This window comes from Duganella sp. CF517 (assembly GCF_900110275.1).
In the GTDB taxonomy this organism is placed as follows: Bacteria; Pseudomonadota; Gammaproteobacteria; order Burkholderiales; family Burkholderiaceae_D; genus Rugamonas.
Genome location: NZ_FODC01000001.1, coordinates 1600014 through 1617167, shown reverse-complemented (window position 1 = coordinate 1617167; position 17154 = coordinate 1600014). Strand labels below are relative to the sequence as shown.

Annotated in this window: 12 protein-coding genes; 2 read left to right on the top strand and 10 right to left on the bottom strand. The window is 67.0% G+C overall.

Annotated elements, in window-relative coordinates:
- The 10 genes from BMX85_RS07070 to pgi form a co-directional block, all read right to left on the bottom strand.
- Complete coding sequence (locus tag BMX85_RS07070; RefSeq protein ID WP_373923304.1) at positions 1–1512, bottom strand: efflux transporter outer membrane subunit; 1512 nt, start codon at positions 1510–1512, stop codon at positions 1–3.
- Positions 1496–4648 carry an efflux RND transporter permease subunit gene (locus BMX85_RS07065; RefSeq protein ID WP_090315044.1) on the bottom strand — a complete coding sequence of 1051 codons (3153 nt, stop codon included), beginning with the start codon at positions 4646–4648 and terminating at the stop codon, positions 1496–1498. Before BMX85_RS07065 ends, BMX85_RS07070 begins: the two co-directional genes overlap by 17 nt.
- Before the next feature lie 12 nt (positions 4649–4660).
- Positions 4661–5863 (bottom strand): efflux RND transporter periplasmic adaptor subunit, encoded by a 1203-nt coding sequence (locus BMX85_RS07060; RefSeq protein WP_090315043.1) that lies wholly within the window; start codon positions 5861–5863, stop codon positions 4661–4663.
- A gap of 281 nt (positions 5864–6144) precedes the next feature.
- Positions 6145–7080 carry a transaldolase gene (gene tal, locus BMX85_RS07055; protein WP_090315041.1) on the bottom strand — a complete coding sequence of 312 codons (936 nt, stop codon included), beginning with the start codon at positions 7078–7080 and terminating at the stop codon, positions 6145–6147.
- A 93-nt stretch (positions 7081–7173) separates the two neighbouring features.
- Positions 7174–7578, bottom strand: coding sequence for a response regulator (locus BMX85_RS07050; protein WP_090315040.1), 405 nt, complete (start codon positions 7576–7578; stop codon positions 7174–7176).
- A gap of 9 nt (positions 7579–7587) precedes the next feature.
- Complete coding sequence (locus BMX85_RS07045) at positions 7588–9042, bottom strand: ATPase domain-containing protein (RefSeq protein ID WP_090315038.1); 1455 nt, start codon at positions 9040–9042, stop codon at positions 7588–7590.
- Positions 9043–9221: 179 nt separating this feature from the next.
- The gene (locus BMX85_RS07040) at positions 9222–10076 is read right to left on the bottom strand and encodes an SIS domain-containing protein (RefSeq protein ID WP_090315036.1); all 855 of its coding nucleotides are present in this window, start codon (positions 10074–10076) and stop codon (positions 9222–9224) included.
- 16 nt (positions 10077–10092) lie between these two features.
- A complete protein-coding gene (gene zwf / locus BMX85_RS07035; protein WP_090315035.1) occupies positions 10093–11565 on the bottom strand; it encodes a glucose-6-phosphate dehydrogenase in 1473 nt (490 codons plus the stop codon).
- A gap of 170 nt (positions 11566–11735) precedes the next feature.
- On the bottom strand, positions 11736–12632 hold the full coding sequence (locus BMX85_RS07030; RefSeq protein WP_090315318.1) for an SMP-30/gluconolactonase/LRE family protein: 897 nt from the start codon (positions 12630–12632) through the stop codon (positions 11736–11738).
- A 13-nt stretch (positions 12633–12645) separates the two neighbouring features.
- Positions 12646–14295 carry a glucose-6-phosphate isomerase gene (gene pgi / locus BMX85_RS07025; RefSeq protein WP_090315033.1) on the bottom strand — a complete coding sequence of 550 codons (1650 nt, stop codon included), beginning with the start codon at positions 14293–14295 and terminating at the stop codon, positions 12646–12648.
- Between the two features lie 261 nt (positions 14296–14556).
- Here pgi and edd point away from each other — a divergent pair, with 261 nt between their 5' ends.
- Together edd and eda are read left to right on the top strand one after the other, a co-directional pair.
- Positions 14557–16488 (top strand): phosphogluconate dehydratase, encoded by a 1932-nt coding sequence (gene edd, locus BMX85_RS07020; protein ID WP_090315031.1) that lies wholly within the window; start codon positions 14557–14559, stop codon positions 16486–16488.
- A gap of 3 nt (positions 16489–16491) precedes the next feature.
- Positions 16492–17115, top strand: a complete 624-nt coding sequence (eda, locus tag BMX85_RS07015) for a bifunctional 4-hydroxy-2-oxoglutarate aldolase/2-dehydro-3-deoxy-phosphogluconate aldolase (RefSeq protein WP_090315029.1) — start codon at positions 16492–16494, stop codon at positions 17113–17115.
- The last annotated feature ends 39 nt before the right edge of the window (positions 17116–17154 follow it).

The window sequence follows — 17154 nt, the reverse complement described above, 5'->3', positions numbered from 1 at the left end:
CTATTTAATGCCGCCGCCCAGCGCGCGATACAGGTCGATCGCGCTGGTGGTGCGCAGCAGGCGCGCCTGCACCAGCGATTGCTGGGCGCTGAACAGCTCGCGCTGCGCGTCCAGCACGTCGAGCGAGCTGGCGACGCCGTTGTCGAAGCGCAGCTGCGACAGCTTCAGGCGGTCCGCCTGCGCGTCCTGCACCGCGCGCTGCGCGGCCACCTGTTCGCCCAAATAGTCGCGCGCGGCCAGCGCGTCGGCCACTTCGCGGAAGGCGGTCTGGATGGCCTTCTCGTAGTCGGCCACCGCGATGTTCTTGCGCACCTCGGTCAAGGTCAGGTTGGCGCGGTTGCGGCCGGCGTCGAAGATCGGCAGCACCAGTTGCGGCGCGAACGACCAGCTGCCGGTGCCGCTGTCGAACAAGCCGCCCAGGGTCGGGCTGGTGCTGCCGATCGCCGCCGTCAGGCTGATGCGCGGGAAGAAGGCCGCGCGCGCGGCGCCGATGTTGGCGTTGGCCGACTTGAGCCGCTGCTCGGCGGCGCGGATGTCCGGCCGGCGCGCCAGCAGGTCGGACGGCAGCCCGGCCGGCAAGGCGCTGAGCGCGTCGATCTGGGCGTCGCTCGGCATGGCCGCGGCGTTCGCGCCGGCGGCGCCGCTGGCCGCGGGCTGGCCGACCAGCAGGGTCAGGGCGTTGTCGGCTTGCGCGCGCTGGCGCGCCAGCGTCAGCGCGGCGGCGCGCGCCGTCTCCATCAGCGTTTCGTTCGAGCGCAGGTCGAGGCGCGACGAGGCGCCCGCTTCGGCGCGCTGCTGCGTCAGTTTGTAGGTGCGGGCGCGCGCCTCGTAGGTCTGCTGCGCCAGCGCGTACTGCTCGGCGTAGGCGCGTTCGGTGAAGTAGGCCTGCGCCACTTGTGCGACCAGGCTGATTTGCGCCGCCTGGCGCGCCTCGTCGGTGGCCAGGTAGGCCGCCAGCGCGGCATCGTTCAGGCTTTTCACGCGGCCGAAGAAATCGAGCTCGAACGAGGAGATCGACAGGCCCGCGTCGACCCGCCGGCCGATCGTGCTCTCGCCGGTCGGCGAGGCCGTCGCCGGCGTCTTGGCGCGTGTCGCGCCGACGCTGGCGTTCAGGTTCGGCAGGCGGTCGGCCGACTGCACGTTGTACAGCGCGCGCGCCTCTTCGATGCGCAGCGCGGCGGTGCGCAGGTCGCGGTTGTTCTCCAGCGCGGCGGCGATCAGCTGTTGCAGGCGCGGCTCGTTGAAGTACTCGCGCCAGCCGGTATCGACGGCGTCGCGCTGACCGGCGGCGGCTGGCGCCGAGCCGGTCTTGGCGGCCTTGCCGGCGTCGTCGGCCGGGAAGGCGGCGGCCACCGGGGCGTCGGGACGCCGGTAGGTCGGCGCCAGCGAGCAGGCCGACAGCAGCGCGGCGCCCAGCAGCGCGGTTGCCAACCGGGTTGCCGATCGCTTGGCCGGCGAGGCCGGGCGCGCGGCGGGGAGGGAGGCGCGGGCCGGGTTAGTCATAAGTCTCATGCTTTTTGTCGTCCATTTCGTGAGCGGCCAGCTTGCGCTGGCGTTCGCTGCCCTTGAAGATTTTACGGATCACCACGAAGAATACCGGCACCAGGAACACCGCCAGCACCGTCGCCGTGATCATGCCGCCCATCACGCCGGTGCCGATGGCGCGCTGGCTGGCCGAGCCGGCGCCGGTGGCGATCACCAGCGGCAGCACGCCGAGGATGAAGGCCAGCGAGGTCATGATGATGGGGCGGAAGCGCAGGTGCACCGCCTCCAGCGTCGCCTCGATCAGGCCCATGCCCTGCGCCTGCAAGTCCTTGGCGAATTCGATGATCAGGATCGCGTTCTTGGCCGACAGGCCGATGATCGCGATCAGGCCGACCTTGAAGTACACGTCGTTGGGCAGGTCGCGGATATGGGCGCCGAGCAGCGCGCCAAGGATCCCCAGCGGCACCACCAGCAGCACGGCCACCGGGATCGATTCGCTTTCATACAGCGCGGCCAGCACCAGGAAGGCGGCCAGCATCGACAGCGCGAACAGCGCCGGCGCCTGCGAGCCGGAGGTTTTCTCTTCCAGCGACTGGCCGGTCCATTCGATGCTGAAGCCGGGCGGCAGCTGCGCGGCCAGCCGTTCCAGTTCGGCCATCGCCTCGCCGGTGCTGCGGCCCGGCGCGGCGTCGCCGGTCAGCTTGATGGCCGGGTAGCCGTTGTAGCGCACCAGCTGTACCGGGCCGTTGATCCAGCGCGTGCCGGCCACCGCCGACAGCGGCACCATGCCGCCGGCGGCGCTGCGCACGTTCAGGCGCAGCAGGTCTTCCGGCTGCAGGCGCTGCGGCGCGTCGGCCTGCACGATGACGCGTTGCTGGCGCCCGGTGCTGGTGAAGTCGTTGACGTAGCTCGAACCGAGGCCCACCGACAGCAGGCTGTTGATGTCGGCGAACGCCACGCCCAGCGCGTTGGCCTTGTCGCGGTCGATGTCGATCTGCAGCTGCGGCGCGTCCTCCAGGCCCTCGGGGCGCACGCCCTTGAGGATCTCGCTCTTGCCGGCCAGGGCCAGCAGCTGGTTGCGGGCGTCGAGCAGGCCGGCGTGGCCGGCGCCGGCGCGGTCCTGCAGGCGCGCGGTGATGCCGGTGGCGTTGCCCAGCTCGCGGATCGGGGGAGGGCTGAGCGGGAAGACCACGGCGTCGGCGATGCCCGACAGCGCCTTGAGCGCGCGCGCGGCGACCTTGTCGGCGGCGTCGTCGGCGCCGCGCTCGCTCCAGTCCTTGAGCGGCACGAACACCAGGCCGACGTTCTGGCCGGCGCCGGAGAAGCTGAAGCCGGCCACCGCGATGGTGCGCGCCACGGCCGGCTGCTGGTGCAGGTAGTGCTCGACCTGGGCCAGCACGGCCTCGGTGCGGCTGCGCGAGGCGCCCGGCGGCAGCTGGACGTTGGCGATGATGTAGCCCTGGTCCTCGTTCGGCAGGAACGACGACGGCAGGCGCGCGTACAGCCAGCCGACCACGCCGCAGATGAGCAGGAACACGATCATGAAGCGGCCGGTGCGCTTGAGCATCTTGGCGATCATGCCCTGGTAGCCGGTGGCGGTGACGGCGAACTTGCGGTTGAACCAGCCGAAGAAGCCCTTCTTCTCGTGGTGGTGGCCGGCCTCGACCGGCTTGAGGATGGTGGCGCACAGCGCCGGCGTCAGCGTCAGCGCCATCAGCGCCGAGAACACCATCGCCGACACCATCGACAGCGAGAACTGGCGGTAGATGGCGCCGACGGCGCCGCCGAAGAAGGCCATCGGAATGAACACGGCGATCAGCACCAAGGTGATGCCGACGATGGCGCCGGTGATCTGCGACATCGCCTTGCGGGTGGCGTCGCGCGGCGACAGGCCTTCCTCGCTCATGATGCGCTCGACGTTCTCGACGACGACGATGGCGTCGTCGACCAGGATGCCGATCGCCAGCACCATGCCGAACATGGTCAGCACGTTGATCGAGAAGCCGGCCACCTGCATCACCGCCAGCGTGCCCATCAGCGCGATCGGTACGACGATGGTCGGAATCAAGGTGTAGCGCAGGTTCTGCAGGAACACGTACATGACGATGAACACCAGGAACACCGCTTCGAACAGCGTCTTGACCACCTCCTCGATCGAAATCTTGACGAAGGTCGAGGTGTCGTAGGGCACGGTGTACTTGATCCCCGGCGGGAAGAACTTGGACAGCTCGTCCATCTTGGCGCGCACCAGCGTGGCGGTGGCCAGCGCGTTGCCGGTCAGCGACTGCTGCACGGCGACGGCCACGAACGGCTTGCCGTCCAGGCGCGAGCTGCGGTTGAAGTTGGCGCCGGCCATCTCGATGCGGGCGACATCGCTCAAGCGCACGATGGCGCCATTGGTGTTGGAGCGCAGCACCACCTTGCCGAATTCCTCCGGCGAGGTCAGCTGGCCCTGCACCACGATCGGCGCGGCGTAGGCCTGCGACTCGGGCGACGGCAGGTCGCCCAGGGTGCCGGCGGTGACCTGGGCGTTCTGGGCGCGGATGGCGGCGGTGACGTCGGCCATCGTCAGGCGCAGGCCGAGCAGCTTGGCCGGATCGACCCAGACGCGCATGGCGCGCTCGGTGCCGAACAGCTGGGCCTGGCCCACGCCGGGCAGGCGTTTGAGTTCGTTGACGATGTTGCGGGCGGCGTAGTCGCCGATGGCGGCCGTGTCGAGCTTGCCGTCGGTCGACGAGATGCCGACGAACATCAGGATGTTGCTGCGCGCCTTGTTGACGTTGACGCCCTGTTGCGTGACCGCCTGCGGCAGGCGCGACTCGACCCGCTTGATGCGGTTTTGCACGTCGACGGCGGCCAGGTCGGGGTTGGTGCCGGGCAGGAAGGTGACGGTGATCGACACCGAGCCGTTGCCCTCGCTGACGGCCTCGACGTACTGGAGGCCGTCGGCGCCGTTCATCTCCTGTTCGATCACGCTGGTGACGGCGTCGTCGAGGATCTGGGCGGTGGCGCCCGGATAGGTGGCGTCGATGACGATCGACGGCGGCGCGATGGTCGGGTATTGCGCCACCGGCAGCAGGGTGATCGACAGCGCGCCGCCGATCAGGATGAACAGCGCGATCACCCACGCGAACACGGGGCGGTCGATGAAGAACTTGGCCATCTGGTCTCCCGATTATTTGGCGGCGGCGGCTGGCGCCGATGGCGCGGCGGCCGGCGGCGTGCCGACCGGCCCCTTCCACGCTTCCGGTGTCACGGTGGCGCCCGGCTTGGCCTTCTGGAAGCCCTCGACGATCACGCGCTCGCCGCCCTTGAGGCCGGCGCTGACGACCCAGCTGCCGTTTTGCGCGGCGTCGGCCTTGACCGGCTGGGCGGTGACCTTGTTGTCGGCGCCGACCAGCAGCACGGTGGCGCCTTCGGTGCCGCGCACCACGGCCTGCTGCGGCACGGTGATGGCGGCCTCGTTGACGCCTTGCTCGAGTCGCGCGCGCACGTACATGCCCGGCAGCAGGGTGCGGTGCGGATTCGGGAACTCGGCGCGCATCGACACCGAGCCGGTGGTCTGGTCGACCGACACATCGGCGAACAGCAGCTTGCCCGTTTGCGGATAGGTCTGGCCGTCCTCGGTCACCAGGGACACGCGCGCCTCGGTTTTGCTTCCCCCGTTGCCGGCGCTTTTGAGTCGGCCGTCGGCCAGCGCCCGGCGCAGCTTGAGCAGCTCGGTCGACGATTGCGTGATGGTGACGTAGATCGGGTCGAGCTGCTGCACGGTGGCCATCGGCGTCGCTTCGCCCTGGCCGACCAGCGCGCCCTCGGTCACCAGCGCGCGGCCGACGCGGCCGGAGATCGGCGCGGTAACGGTGGCGTAGCCCAGGGTCAGGCCGGCGTTGGTGCGCGCGGCCTTGGCCGTGGCCAGGTCGGCGCGGGCCTGCTTCTGCGACGTGATGGCGTCGTCGTATTCCTGCTGGCTGACGGCCTGGGCGGCCAGCAGCGGCGTGTAGCGCTTGACGCGCAGGTCGGCCTGGGCCAGGTTGGCCTCGGCGCGGCCGACGGCGGCCTGGGCGCTGTCGAACGAGGCCTGGAAGCTGGCCGGATCGATGCGGAACAGCACCTCGCCGGCCTTGACGTCGCCGCCCTCCTTGAACACCCGTTTCAGCACGATGCCGGCGGTGCGCGCGCGCACCTCGGCGATGCGCGACGCCTCGGTGCGGCCGGGCAGTTCGCTGGTCAGCGTGATGCTGGCCGGCGCCACCGTGACCACCGCCACCTTCGGCGGCGGCGGGGCGGCGGGCGCGGCGTCTTTCTTGCCGCAGGCGCTGAGCACGGCAAGGGTGAGGGCGGCGCAGCCGAATGCAGTGAAACGAGGGACGGATCTCATTGGATGGTCTCTGAAAAGAATGGTGTTGGACGTATGCCGGCCGGAGCGGGTGCCGGCCGAGGCTGCAACATTGTAATACAGACAGTTATGTAACGTTTTGTACAGATCGATATGCGACAAGTTGCGCGAAATTGCCGCATTTTGGTGCGAGATGGCGCAGCGGCGGTGGCCGGATTTCGACCGGCGGTGGCTGAAACGCCACCGCAAAGGGCAAGGGGCGGGAGCCCGGCCGCCGCCGCGCTCCCGCCCCTTCCGGTCCGACCGGGTCCGTCATGCCGGGCTCAGCGCATGCCGGAGATGATTTGTTTCAGCTTGCCCGAATCGGCGCAGAAGGCGCGGATGCCCTCGGCCAGCTTCTCGGACGCCATCTGGTCCTCGTTGAGCTGGAAGCGGAAGGTTTTCTCGTCCTGGGTCAGCTTGATGATGCCCGACGACGGCACTTTGTCGGCGCTGAGCTTGCGCTCGACCGGGGCCTCGGTGTCGGCCAGCTTTTGCAGCAGGTCGGGGCTGATGGTGAGCAGGTCGCAGCCGGCCAGTTCGAGGATCTGGCCGGTGTTGCGGAAGCTCGCGCCCATCACCTCGGTCTTGTAGCCGAACTTGCGGTAGTAGTTGTAGATGCGCTTGACCGACTGCACGCCCGGGTCTTCGGCGCCGGTGTAGTCGATGCCGGTCGATTTTTTGTACCAGTCGTAGATGCGGCCGACGAACGGCGAGATCAGCTGGGCGCCGGCGTCGGCGCAGGCGATCGCCTGGCCCAGCGAGAACAGCAGGGTCATGTTGCAGCGGATGCCTTCCTTTTCCAGGATCTCGGCGGCGCGGATGCCTTCCCAAGTGGCGGCCATCTTGATGAGCACGCGTTCGCGCTCGATGCCGGCCGCCTCGTACAGCTTGATCAGGTCGCGTCCCTTGGCCACCGAGCCGTCGACGTCGAACGACAGGCGGGCGTCGATCTCGGTCGACACGCGGCCCGGGATGATGCGCAGGATCTGCTTGCCGAAGGCCACCAGCAGGTGGTCGATGGTGTCCGGGATCGAGCGGTCGAGGTTGTCGCGCACGGCTTTTTCCAGCAGCGGCTTGTACTCGTCCTTTTGCACCGCCTTGAGGATCAGCGACGGGTTGGTGGTGGCGTCGCGCGGGGTGTAGGCCTGGATCGACTGGAAGTCGCCGGTGTCGGCGACCACGGTGGTGAATTGCTTGAGCTGTTCGAGTTGGTTCATGTGCGCTGCCAATCAAAGGTAAGGGGATTGCGTTGTCTTATTGTACTCAAGGGAGCCGCCAAGAGAAAGCGAGCGTGCGCGATAGTGGTTATATCAGGACGCCGCGCGGGCGGCGATCAGGCGCGCGATTTCCTCGAGCAGCACCTCGAAGCGGACCGGTTTGCGGAAGAAGGTGTCGTAAGGCAGCACTTCGTCCTTGCGCGGGATGCCGGCGCTGGCCAGGATGAAGGGGATGGCGGCCAGCGCCGGGTCGGCGCGCCATTGCAGGCACAACTGGGCGCCGTCCATGACCGGCATCATGTAGTCGGAGACGATGATGTCCGGGCGCTCGCGCGCCGCCAGCGCCAGCGCCTCGGCGCCGTTGCCGGCGGTGCGCACGCGGTAGCCGCGGTACTCGAACAGCATCGTGTACGCCGACAGGACGTCGAACTCGTCGTCGACCACCAGGATGATTTTTCCATCCGGGTTGGCGTCCGTGATTGCCGGGGAGTTGCTCATGTCATCTCGCTATAACGTCTGCGGCGGCGCGACGGGGCCGAACACGGCGCCCTCGATCGTCATGCCGTGGTCTGAGATGAGCAGGATGTGGTTGGCCGCGTCGTAGCTGTTCTCGCGCAGCTTGAGCACGCCGATCTGGCGCCGGTTGATGCCGCGCACGTCGACGTAGCGCAACAGGATGATGTTTTCAAACAACATCGAGGCCGACACTTCGCTGTGCGCCGGCCCGTTGCCGAAGTACGGCAGCTCTTGCGTGAAGAAGCTGGTGACGTTGCGGCAACGCAGTTCGTTGACCAGCGCGGCCAGGAAGGAGCGCGAGCGGCCCTCGTGGATGACGATCTCGCGCAGGCCGTCGAGGCCGTCCATCAGCAAGCGCGTGACGCCGCGCCGCTCGACGTTGCGCAGCATTTCCTGGGCCATGGCGTCGACCAGCACCTCGAGCGGCGGGTGCCAGATGACTTCCAGCGCGCCGCTCTCGTAATAGGGTGTCATGTCCATGCCGACGCTGGCCGATTTTTCCAGCAGCCGCAGCGGCGACTCGTAGAAGCCGGCGATCAGGCAGTTTTCGCCGCGCTTGAGCCCCTCGTAGATGAAGTGCAGGCCCATCAGGGTCTTGCCGACGCCCGGATTGCCCAGCAGCGCCGTGGTCGAACCGCGCGCCACGCCGCCGTTGGTCAGCTTGTCCCAGCCGGCGATGCCGAAGCCGAGGCGCTCGCGCGAGACGGCCGGGGTGGCGCCGGAGACGGTGCTGACCGCCTCCAGGCGCGGGTAGATGGCGACGCCGTCGACGCCGACCTCGAACACGTGCCGGCCCAGCAGGTGCTTGCTGCCGCGCAACTTAAACACCTTGATCTCGCGGATCAGCTGCAAGCCCTGCTCGTACTGGCTCAGTTCGATCAAGCCGTCGACCAGCGTGTTTTCCGAGTCCGCCACGTTGCCCTCGGTGGGCGAGAGCAGGAAGGTGGTGCACTGCATGGTCGCCACCAGCGAATTGAGCGACAACATGAACTCGGACAGCGCCACGTCCGACGGCTTGGCCTCGCGCACGGTGCGGAAGCCGTCGATGATCATGATGTCGGGGCGCTGGTCGGCCAGGGTGGTGGCGATCGACTTGAGCAGTTCGCGCAAACCGCCCTTGAGCAGTTCGTTGTAGGCGCCGAGGAAGATGATGCGCTCGCCGACCAGTTTCTCGTCGAAAAAGGAAAAGCTGCTCAGGTGGTTGAGCATTTTGCCGTGGGTCTCGGCGATCAAGGTCAGGATCAGCACCTTTTTGCCTTGGTGGGCGTGCTGGAAGCCGATCTGGCACGCCAACGTGGTCTTGCCGCTGCCTGCCAGCCCCTGGATCAGGTACAGGCTGTGGGCCGGAAAGCCGCCGCCGAGGATCTGGTCGAAACCGGACACGCCCGTCTGCAGCAGCGGCATGCGCACTGCGGGTTGGGCGGTATGGGAGGTAAAGGTAGTCATGTCCACTCTCGGGGGCTCGTCGGCCACGAACGTACTGCATATGCAAACAGCAATGTTGCGTCTGCGTAAAAAACAGACACACTGTAGCACAGCAAGAATTATAGGAGGCCTCGCGCGAAGCCCACGTACGCCAGCACACCCACGCGAGCAGGCAGTGGTTTTTTTGTAAGACCGAGAGCTTAGCCGATGAAGGAGTCGAATTGCAAGTCGAACTCTTGCAGCGCCTTCTGGGCGTTCTGCATCTTCTTGCGGAATTCCGGGCCGCGCTGCAGGGCCAGGCCGACGGCCAGCACGTCGATGACGACCAGATACGCCAGGCGCGCCGAGATCGGCGTGTAGGGGTCGATGTTGAAGATCAGGTCGATCGGGATCAGCACCGTGGCCAGGTCGGCCAGCGGCGTGCCCGACGGCGCCAGCACGATGACGTCGGCGCCGCCGCGGCGGGCCAGCTTGATCGAGCGCACCAGCGACGGGCTGTTGCCGCGCTGGGAAATCGCCACCACGGCGTCGCCGGTGCGCAACAGGGCGGCGGCGATGCTGTGGATGTGCGGGTCGGCGTAGGCCACCGTCGGCACGCCGGAACGGAAGAACTTGTGCTGGGCGTCGGCGGCGACGATGCCGGACGTGCCCTGGCCGTAGAACTCGATCTTGTTGGCCTTGGCCAGGATGTCGAGCGCCTTCTGGATCGCGTCCGGATCGAGGTTGTTGCGCAGGTCGAGCAGGGTGTTGATCGAGCGGCTGCAGATCTTGTTGACCAGGTCGGCCGCGAGGTCGTCCTGGGTCGGCTGCTCGTTGAGGCCGGGCAGCGCCAGCGCCAGCCCCTGCGCCAGTTTCAGCTTGAACTCGTGCCAGCCGTCATAGCCCAGGGTGCGGCAAAAGCGCACCACGGTCGGCTCGGACACTTGCGCGCTCTTGGCCAGCGCCGTGATGTTCTGGCTGACCGTCTGGCCGGGGTGGTCGAGCACGGCCAGCGCGACCTTGCGCTCCGATTTGGAGAGCGAGTCGAGCTGGGTGCGGATGGAGTCGAGCAGCATCGGAGCGGATTGGCGTTTAGTCTTCCGGCAGCGCTTCTTCGCGCCACTGCAGGCCGTCGCGGCCGATCAGCGCGGAGGCGGCGGCCGGACCCCAGGTGCCGGAGGCGTACGGGATCGGGTAGCTGTCGTCGGCTTCCCAGTTGTTCAGGATCGGCTCGACCCATTCCCACGCCGCTTCCAGTTCGTCGCCGCGCATGAACAAGGTCAGCTGGCCGCGCAGCACGTCGAGCAGCAGGCGCTCGTAGGCGTCCATGCGGGGCGACTTGAACGATTCGCGGAAGTCCAGTTCCAGCTCCGCTTGCTTCAGGCGCATGCCGTCGCCGGGCGTCTTGGCCATCAGGTTCATGCGCAGGCCCTCGTCGGGCTGCAGGCGGATCACCAGCGAGTTCGGCTGGAAGCTGTTGGTCGGCTGGGCGAAGATCGAGTGCGGGATCTGCTTGAAGCGCACGACGATCTCGGCCAGGCCGTCGGCCATGCGCTTGCCGGTGCGCAGGTAGAATGGCACGCCGGCCCAGCGCCACGTGTCGATCTCGGCCTTCATGGCGACGAAGGTCTCGGTGCGCGAGTGTTCCGGCGCGTCCGGCTCGTCGCGGTAGCTCGGCACGGCCTTGCCATCGACGTGGCCGGCGCGGTACTGGCCGCGCACGATGTTTTGCGCCAGCGTGGTCGGCGTGAATTTTTTAAGCGAGCGCAGCACTTGCAGCTTGGCGTCGCGCACCGCGTCCGGGGCGATCGAGGTCGGCGGCTCCATGGCGACGATGCACAACAGTTGCAGCAGGTGGTTTTGCAGCATGTCGCGCAGCGCGCCGGAGGTGTCGTAGTAGCCCATGCGGTTGCCGACGCCGAGTTTTTCGGCGATGGTGATCTGCACGTCGGAGATCCACTCGCGGCGCCACAGCGGCTCGAACAGGATGTTGCCGAAGCGCAGGGCCAGCAGGTTCTGCACGGTTTCCTTGCCGAGGTAGTGGTCGATCCGGTAGATCTGCGATTCCTCGAACACCTTGCCCACTTCGGCGTTGATCTGCTTGGCCGAGGCGAGGTCGCGTCCGAGCGGTTTTTCCAGCACCACGCGCGAGTTCTTGGTGACCAGGCCGTTCTCTTTGAGGTTGTCGCAGATTTGCGAGAAGATCGCCGGCGGCGTGGCCAGGTAGTAGACGCGGGTGATGGCGTCGTCCTTGCGCAGCGCCTCGACCAGGTTCTTGTAGCTGGCGCTGTCGGTGGCGTTGAGCGAGACGTAGACGATGCGCGCGGTGAAGCGGCTCCAGGCGGCCGGGGTGATGGCCGGCGACTTGACGTGGGGCTTGGAGGTGGTTTCGACCGTGTGCAGGAAGTCTTCCTGGCTGGCGTCCGCGCGGCCGACGCAGATGATGCGCGCGGTCGCGGGCAGGTCGTTGGCCACGTCGCGGGCGTACATCGCCGGCAGCAATTTGCGCATCGCCAGATCGCCGCTGCCGCCGAACAGAACCAGATCAAAATCGGTAAGAGCCATAATTGAGAGTCGTCGCAAGAGTAAGTAGTGCCTGAAAGGGAAGTCGCTGCACAGCGGCGCCACCGGTTTGACACTATACCCGGAGGCGATTTTTCGTTGTGTAAATTTACTACGACAAGCAGTGAAATGCAAGTAATTTTACTACATTTTGGTGCCGTTTTTGGTCGGTTTTAATTACGATATTGTGGATTCACGCGGCCCGCGACGTCGACCTTGATGGCCAGCAGCTTGCCGCTGAGCGGATATTGTTCCAGCTCGGCGGCCGGGCGTTCGCCGGCGCTGGTCACGTACAGGGTGCGCAAATCGGCGCCGCCGAAGGCCGGCATCGTCGGGCAACGCAGCGGCAGCTCGATCTCGTCGAGCAGCTTGCCGTCCGGCGACAGCTTGACCAGCCGCCCGCCCTCGAACAGCGCGCACCAGTAATTGCCGTCGCTGTCGACCGCCGCGCCGTCCGGCCGTCCGCCGTAGTTGTTCGCCTTGTCGGCCGAGAACTGCATCAGCGGCCGCTGGTTTTCCACCGTGCCGGCATCGGCGTCGAAGTCGAAGCGCCGCACCAGGTGCGCGGTGGTGTCGGCGTGGTACATGGTTTTGCCGTCCGGGCTGAAACCGAGGCCGTTCGAGTTGGTCATGCCGCCCGACCAGGCCTTGCGGATCTCGCCTTGCTCCAGCACGAACATCTCGGCGGCCGGGCGGTCGCGCGGCTCGTAGATGGTGCCGACCCAGAAGCGTCCGGCCGGATCGACCCGGCCGTCGTTGAAGCGGGCCAGCGAGGTGTCGTACGGCGCCGGCGCGATCTCGGTGATGCGCACGTCGTCGGCGCCGGTGTCCAGATGATAAAAGCCGCTGCGCATGGCGACGATCAAGCCGCCGTTGTCGCTGACGGCCAGGCTGGCCGGCTCGCTCGAGAGCCGCCACGCGCGGTGCGCGCCGCTGGCCGGGTCGAGCCGGTGCACGGTGAAGGCGGGAATGTCGACCCAGTACAGCGCCTGTTCCTGCTCGTGCCACAGCGGGCATTCGCCGGTTTGCATGACGGCGTCGTAGGCCACTTCGATGTGCGGTGCGCTCATGGTCATCCCCGGATTAAATGTGCTGGGCCGCTTTGGCCATGACGATCAGGCCATTGGTCGAGCTGTCGTGGCGCTCCGGCTGGACTTCGCCCGTCAATTCGGCGTGGATGTTCTTGGCCAGCACCTTGCCCAGCTCGACACCCCACTGGTCGAAGCTGTTGACGTCCCACAGCACGCCCTGCACGAAGGTTTTATGTTCGTACAGCGCGATCAGCGCGCCCAGCGTCGACGGTGTCAGCTGGTCCATCAGGATGGTGTTCGACGGGCGGTTGCCGGGGAAGGTCTTGTGCGGCACCAGCGCCTCGATCTCGTCGGCGGACAATTTCTGCGCGGTCAGGTCGGCGCGCACCTCGTCGGCCGTTTTGCCGGTCATGAACGCTTCCGACTGCGCGAAGCAGTTGGCCAGCAGCGAGTCGTGGTGGCCCGGCAGGTCGTGCGTGGCGCGCAGCGCGGCGATGAAGTCGATCGGCGTGACGTCGGTGCCCTGGTGCAGCAGCTGGAAGTACGCGTGTTGCGCGTTGGTGCCGCATTCGCCCCATACCACCGGGCAGGTCGGCGTGTCGACGTCGGCGCCGTCGCGGGTGACGCGCTTGCCGTTGCTTTCCATGTCGAGCTGCTGCAGGTAGGCCGGGAAGCGGTTCAAATCCTGGTGGTAGGGCGCGATCGACAGCGAGCCGGCCTCGAGGAACTGGCGGTTCCAGAAGCCGACCATGGCCAGCAGCACCGGCATGTTCTGTTGCAGCGGCGCGCTGCGGAAGTGCTCGTCCATGGCGTGGGCGCCGGCCAGGAAGTCGCTGAAGTAGCCGTAGCCGACCGCCAGCGCGACGGCCAGGCCGATCGCCGACCACACGGAGTAACGGCCGCCGACCCAGTCCCAGAACGGGAACATGTTGGCCGGGTCGATGCCGAACGCTTTGACCGCCTCGGTGTTGGTGGAGACGGCGACGAAGTGGCGCGCCAAGTCTTCCTCCTTGGCGGTTTTGAGGAACCAGGTGCGGGCGGTGCCGGCGTTGAGCATCGTTTCGGCCGTGACGAAGGTCTTGGAGGCGATGATGAACAGCGTGGTCTCGGGATCGACCAGAGCCAGCGCGGCGTCCATGTCGTGGCCGTCGACGTTGGAGACGAAATGCATCTTCAGGCGCGGGTGGGCGTAAGAGCGCAGCGCCAGCACCGCCATTTTCGGCCCCAGGTCCGAGCCGCCGATGCCGACGTTGACGACGTCCGTGATCGGTTTGCCGGTGTGGCCGAGCCAGGCGCCGGAGCGGACCTGGTCGGTGAATTCCTTGACGTGGTCGAGCACCGCGTGGACGTCGGCGACGATATCCTGGCCGTCGACCGTTAAACTCTTGCTGCGCGGCAATCTCAGCGCGGTATGCAGTACGGCGCGATGTTCTGTAATATTGATCTTCTCGCCACTGAGCATGGCGTCGCGCCTGGCTTCGACGCCGCGCTCGCGGGCCAGGTCCAGCAGCAGGTCGACGGTGGTGCTGGTCAGGCGGTTCTTGGAATAATCGAGGAACAGGCCGGCCGCGTCGACCGTCAGGGACGGGAAGCGCTGCGCGTCGTGCGCGAACAGTTGGCGCAATTGCCAGTGCCTGGCGTCGACGGCGTGGGATTCGAGGGCTTTGAAGCTGGCGAGGGTGGTCAGGGCGGGCTGGCGCATAATGGTCGGGCGTCTTCGTCTGATGTTGGTAGGGGATGCGTGAATAAGCTGAGGGAATCATACATGAAAACCCGGTAAATTCACTACGACACTATTGAAAGAATAGAATTTTTATCGCTCTGGAGGTGGATTTTCCCGCGCGCCAAAATGCTTTTCCGGTACCGGCGGTCGCCAGCGTTTGCCAGCTAAAGAATTGAAAAATACAGTCGGTTTTGAGATTTTGTAGTAAAATTTCACGGAATTCATTCATAAGGAACAATCATGGCGTTGCATCCGGTCTTGGAAACTGTCACCGCTCGCATCATCGAGCGTAGCAAACCTTCGCGCGGCGCGTACCTGGCGCACCTGGAGGCGGCGCGCGTGAAGGGCGTGCAGCGCGGCGCCCTGGCGTGTACGAACCTGGCGCACGGCTTCGCCGCCTTCCCGGCCAACGACAAGCTGTCGTTGAAAGAATTGAAGAAGCCGTCGGTGGCGATCGTCTCGGCCTACAACGACATGCTGTCGGCGCACCAGCCGTTCGAGGGCTTCCCGGCGCTGATCAAGGATGCCGTGCGCGAAGTGGGCGCGGTGGCGCAGTACGCCGGCGGCACCCCCGCCATGTGCGACGGCGTCACGCAGGGCCAGCCGGGCATGGAATTGTCGCTGTTCTCGCGCGACGCCATCGCCATGGCGACCGCCGTCGCGCTGTCGCATAATATGTTCGACTCGGCCGTCTACCTGGGCGTGTGCGACAAGATCGTGCCGGGCCTGTTGATCGGCGCGCTGCACTTCGGCCACCTGCCGGCGGTGTTCGTGCCGGCCGGCCCGATGACGACCGGCCTGTCCAATTCCGAGAAAGCCAAGATCCGCCAGCTGTACGCGCAGGGCAAGGTCGGCCGCGCCGAACTGCTCGAGGGCGAGTCGCAGTCCTACCACGGCGCCGGCACCTGTACCTTCTACGGCACCGCCAACAGCAACCAGATGCTGATGGAAGTCATGGGCCTGCACCTGCCGGGCGCCGCCTTCATCACCCCCAACACGCCGCTGCGCGACGAGTTGACCAAGGCCGCCGCCCGCCGCGCGGCCGTCATCACGGCGCAATCGAGCGAGTACCTGCCGGTCGGCCACGTGGTCGATGAAAAATCGATCGTCAACGCCATCGTCGCGCTGCTGACCACCGGCGGCTCGACCAACCACACCTTGCACCTGGTGGCCATCGCCAAGGCGGCCGGCATCGTCATCGACTGGGACGACTTCGACGAGCTGTCGAAGGTGGTGCCGCTGCTGACGCGCATCTACCCGAACGGCAACGCCGACGTCAACCACTTCCACGCCGCCGGCGGCACCGGCTTCGTCATCCGCGAACTGCTCAACGGCGGCCTGCTGCACGACGACGTCACCACCATCCTGGGCAAGGGTCTGCGCGCGCACTGCACCGAGCCGTTCCTGGGCGAAGGTGCGCCGGGCGCGCAGGGTGTTGTATGGCGCGACGCGCCGGCCGAATCGGGCGACGAAGCGGTGCTGCGCAAGATCACCGCGCCGTTCTCGCCGGACGGCGGCACGGTGCTGGTCAAGGGTAACCTGGGCCGCGCGGTGATGAAGGTCTCGGCCGTCAAGCCGGAACACCAGACGGTGGAAGCGCCGGCGCTGGTATTCAATTCGCAGGAAGATTTCATGGAAGCCTACAAGGCCGGCCAGCTCGATCGCGACTTCGTCGCCGTGCTGCGCTTCCAGGGCCCGCGCGCCAACGGCATGCCGGAGCTGCACGCGCTGACGCCGGCGCTGGCCAACCTGCAGGACGCCGGCCGCCACGTGGCGCTGGTGACCGACGGCCGCATGTCGGGCGCGTCGGGCAAGGTGCCGGCGGCGATCCACGTCTCGCCGGAGATTTTGGCCGGCGGTCCGCTGGGCCGCGTGCGCGACGGCGACATCATCCGCGTCTGCGCCAAGAACGGCACGCTGGAGGCGCTGGTGGAGCCGGCCGTCTGGGCCGCGCGCGAGCAAGCCACGGCCGATCTGACGCCGAACAGCGTGGGCATGGGCCGCGAGCTGTTCGCCATGTTCCGCAACAGCGTGTGCGAGGCGGAGAAGGGCGCGACCACGTTCCCGCTGCCGTCGCCGATTCCGACGATCGTCGGCCTGCATGACAAAGACCCGGTCGGCAACACCGTGCCGGGTTCCGATGAAGATTTCTCGATGAAGAAAGAAGCGTAAATCATGACTATGACCCTGCTGGATATTATGCGTACCTCGGCCGTGATCCCGGTGATCGCGATTGACGAACCTGAACACGCGGTGCCGTTGGCGCGCGCGCTGGTGGCCGGCGGCATCCGCGTGCTGGAAGTAACGCTGCGCACCAAGCACGGCCTGGGCGCGATCCGCGCCATGTCGGAAGTGGAAGGCGCCATCGTCGGCGTCGGCACGTTGACGCAGCCGGAGGAATTCGCCGCCGCGCGCGACGCCGGCGCGGTGTTCGGCGTCTCGCCTGGCCTGACGGCCGCGCTGATCGCCGCCGCCAAGAGCAGCGGCCTGCCGCTGCTGCCGGGCGTGATGACGCCGTCGGAAGTGATGGCCGCGCGCGAGCAGGGCTTCCGCCAACTGAAGCTGTTCCCGGCGGTGCCGGCCGGCGGCATCGGCATGCTCAACGCGATCAACGGCCCGCTGCCGGACGTGACGTTCTGCCCGACGGGCGGCATTTCGCAGGAAACGGCGTCGCAATTCCTGGCGCTGAAAAACGTCGCCTGCGTGGGCGGCTCGTGGCTGACGCCGAAAGACGCGATCGCCGCCGGCGACTGGGGCCGCATCACCGACCTGGCCAAAGCCGCCAGCGGCCTGCGTTAAAATCCGGACTGGCTGAAACGACCCAGCTGAAACGACGCC

Excerpts from the sequence above, each read along its gene's own strand:
- BMX85_RS07065 (WP_090315044.1), bottom strand. The coding sequence starts at position 4,648 with ATGGCCAAGTTCTTCATCGACCGCCCCGTGTTCGCGTGGGTGATCGCG.
- zwf (WP_090315035.1), bottom strand. The coding sequence starts at position 11,565 with ATGGCTCTTACCGATTTTGATCTGGTTCTGTTCGGCGGCAGCGGCGAT.
- BMX85_RS07060 (WP_090315043.1), bottom strand. The coding sequence starts at position 5,863 with ATGAGATCCGTCCCTCGTTTCACTGCATTCGGCTGCGCCGCCCTCACC.
- pgi (WP_090315033.1), bottom strand. The coding sequence starts at position 14,295 with ATGCGCCAGCCCGCCCTGACCACCCTCGCCAGCTTCAAAGCCCTCGAA.
- BMX85_RS07050 (WP_090315040.1), bottom strand. The coding sequence starts at position 7,578 with ATGAGCAACTCCCCGGCAATCACGGACGCCAACCCGGATGGAAAAATC.
- BMX85_RS07040 (WP_090315036.1), bottom strand. The coding sequence starts at position 10,076 with ATGCTGCTCGACTCCATCCGCACCCAGCTCGACTCGCTCTCCAAATCG.
- eda (WP_090315029.1), top strand. The coding sequence starts at position 16,492 with ATGACTATGACCCTGCTGGATATTATGCGTACCTCGGCCGTGATCCCG.
- BMX85_RS07030 (WP_090315318.1), bottom strand. The coding sequence starts at position 12,632 with ATGAGCGCACCGCACATCGAAGTGGCCTACGACGCCGTCATGCAAACC.
- BMX85_RS07045 (WP_090315038.1), bottom strand. The coding sequence starts at position 9,042 with ATGACTACCTTTACCTCCCATACCGCCCAACCCGCAGTGCGCATGCCG.
- edd (WP_090315031.1), top strand. The coding sequence starts at position 14,557 with ATGGCGTTGCATCCGGTCTTGGAAACTGTCACCGCTCGCATCATCGAG.
- tal (WP_090315041.1), bottom strand. The coding sequence starts at position 7,080 with ATGAACCAACTCGAACAGCTCAAGCAATTCACCACCGTGGTCGCCGAC.
- BMX85_RS07070 (WP_373923304.1), bottom strand. The coding sequence starts at position 1,512 with ATGAGACTTATGACTAACCCGGCCCGCGCCTCCCTCCCCGCCGCGCGC.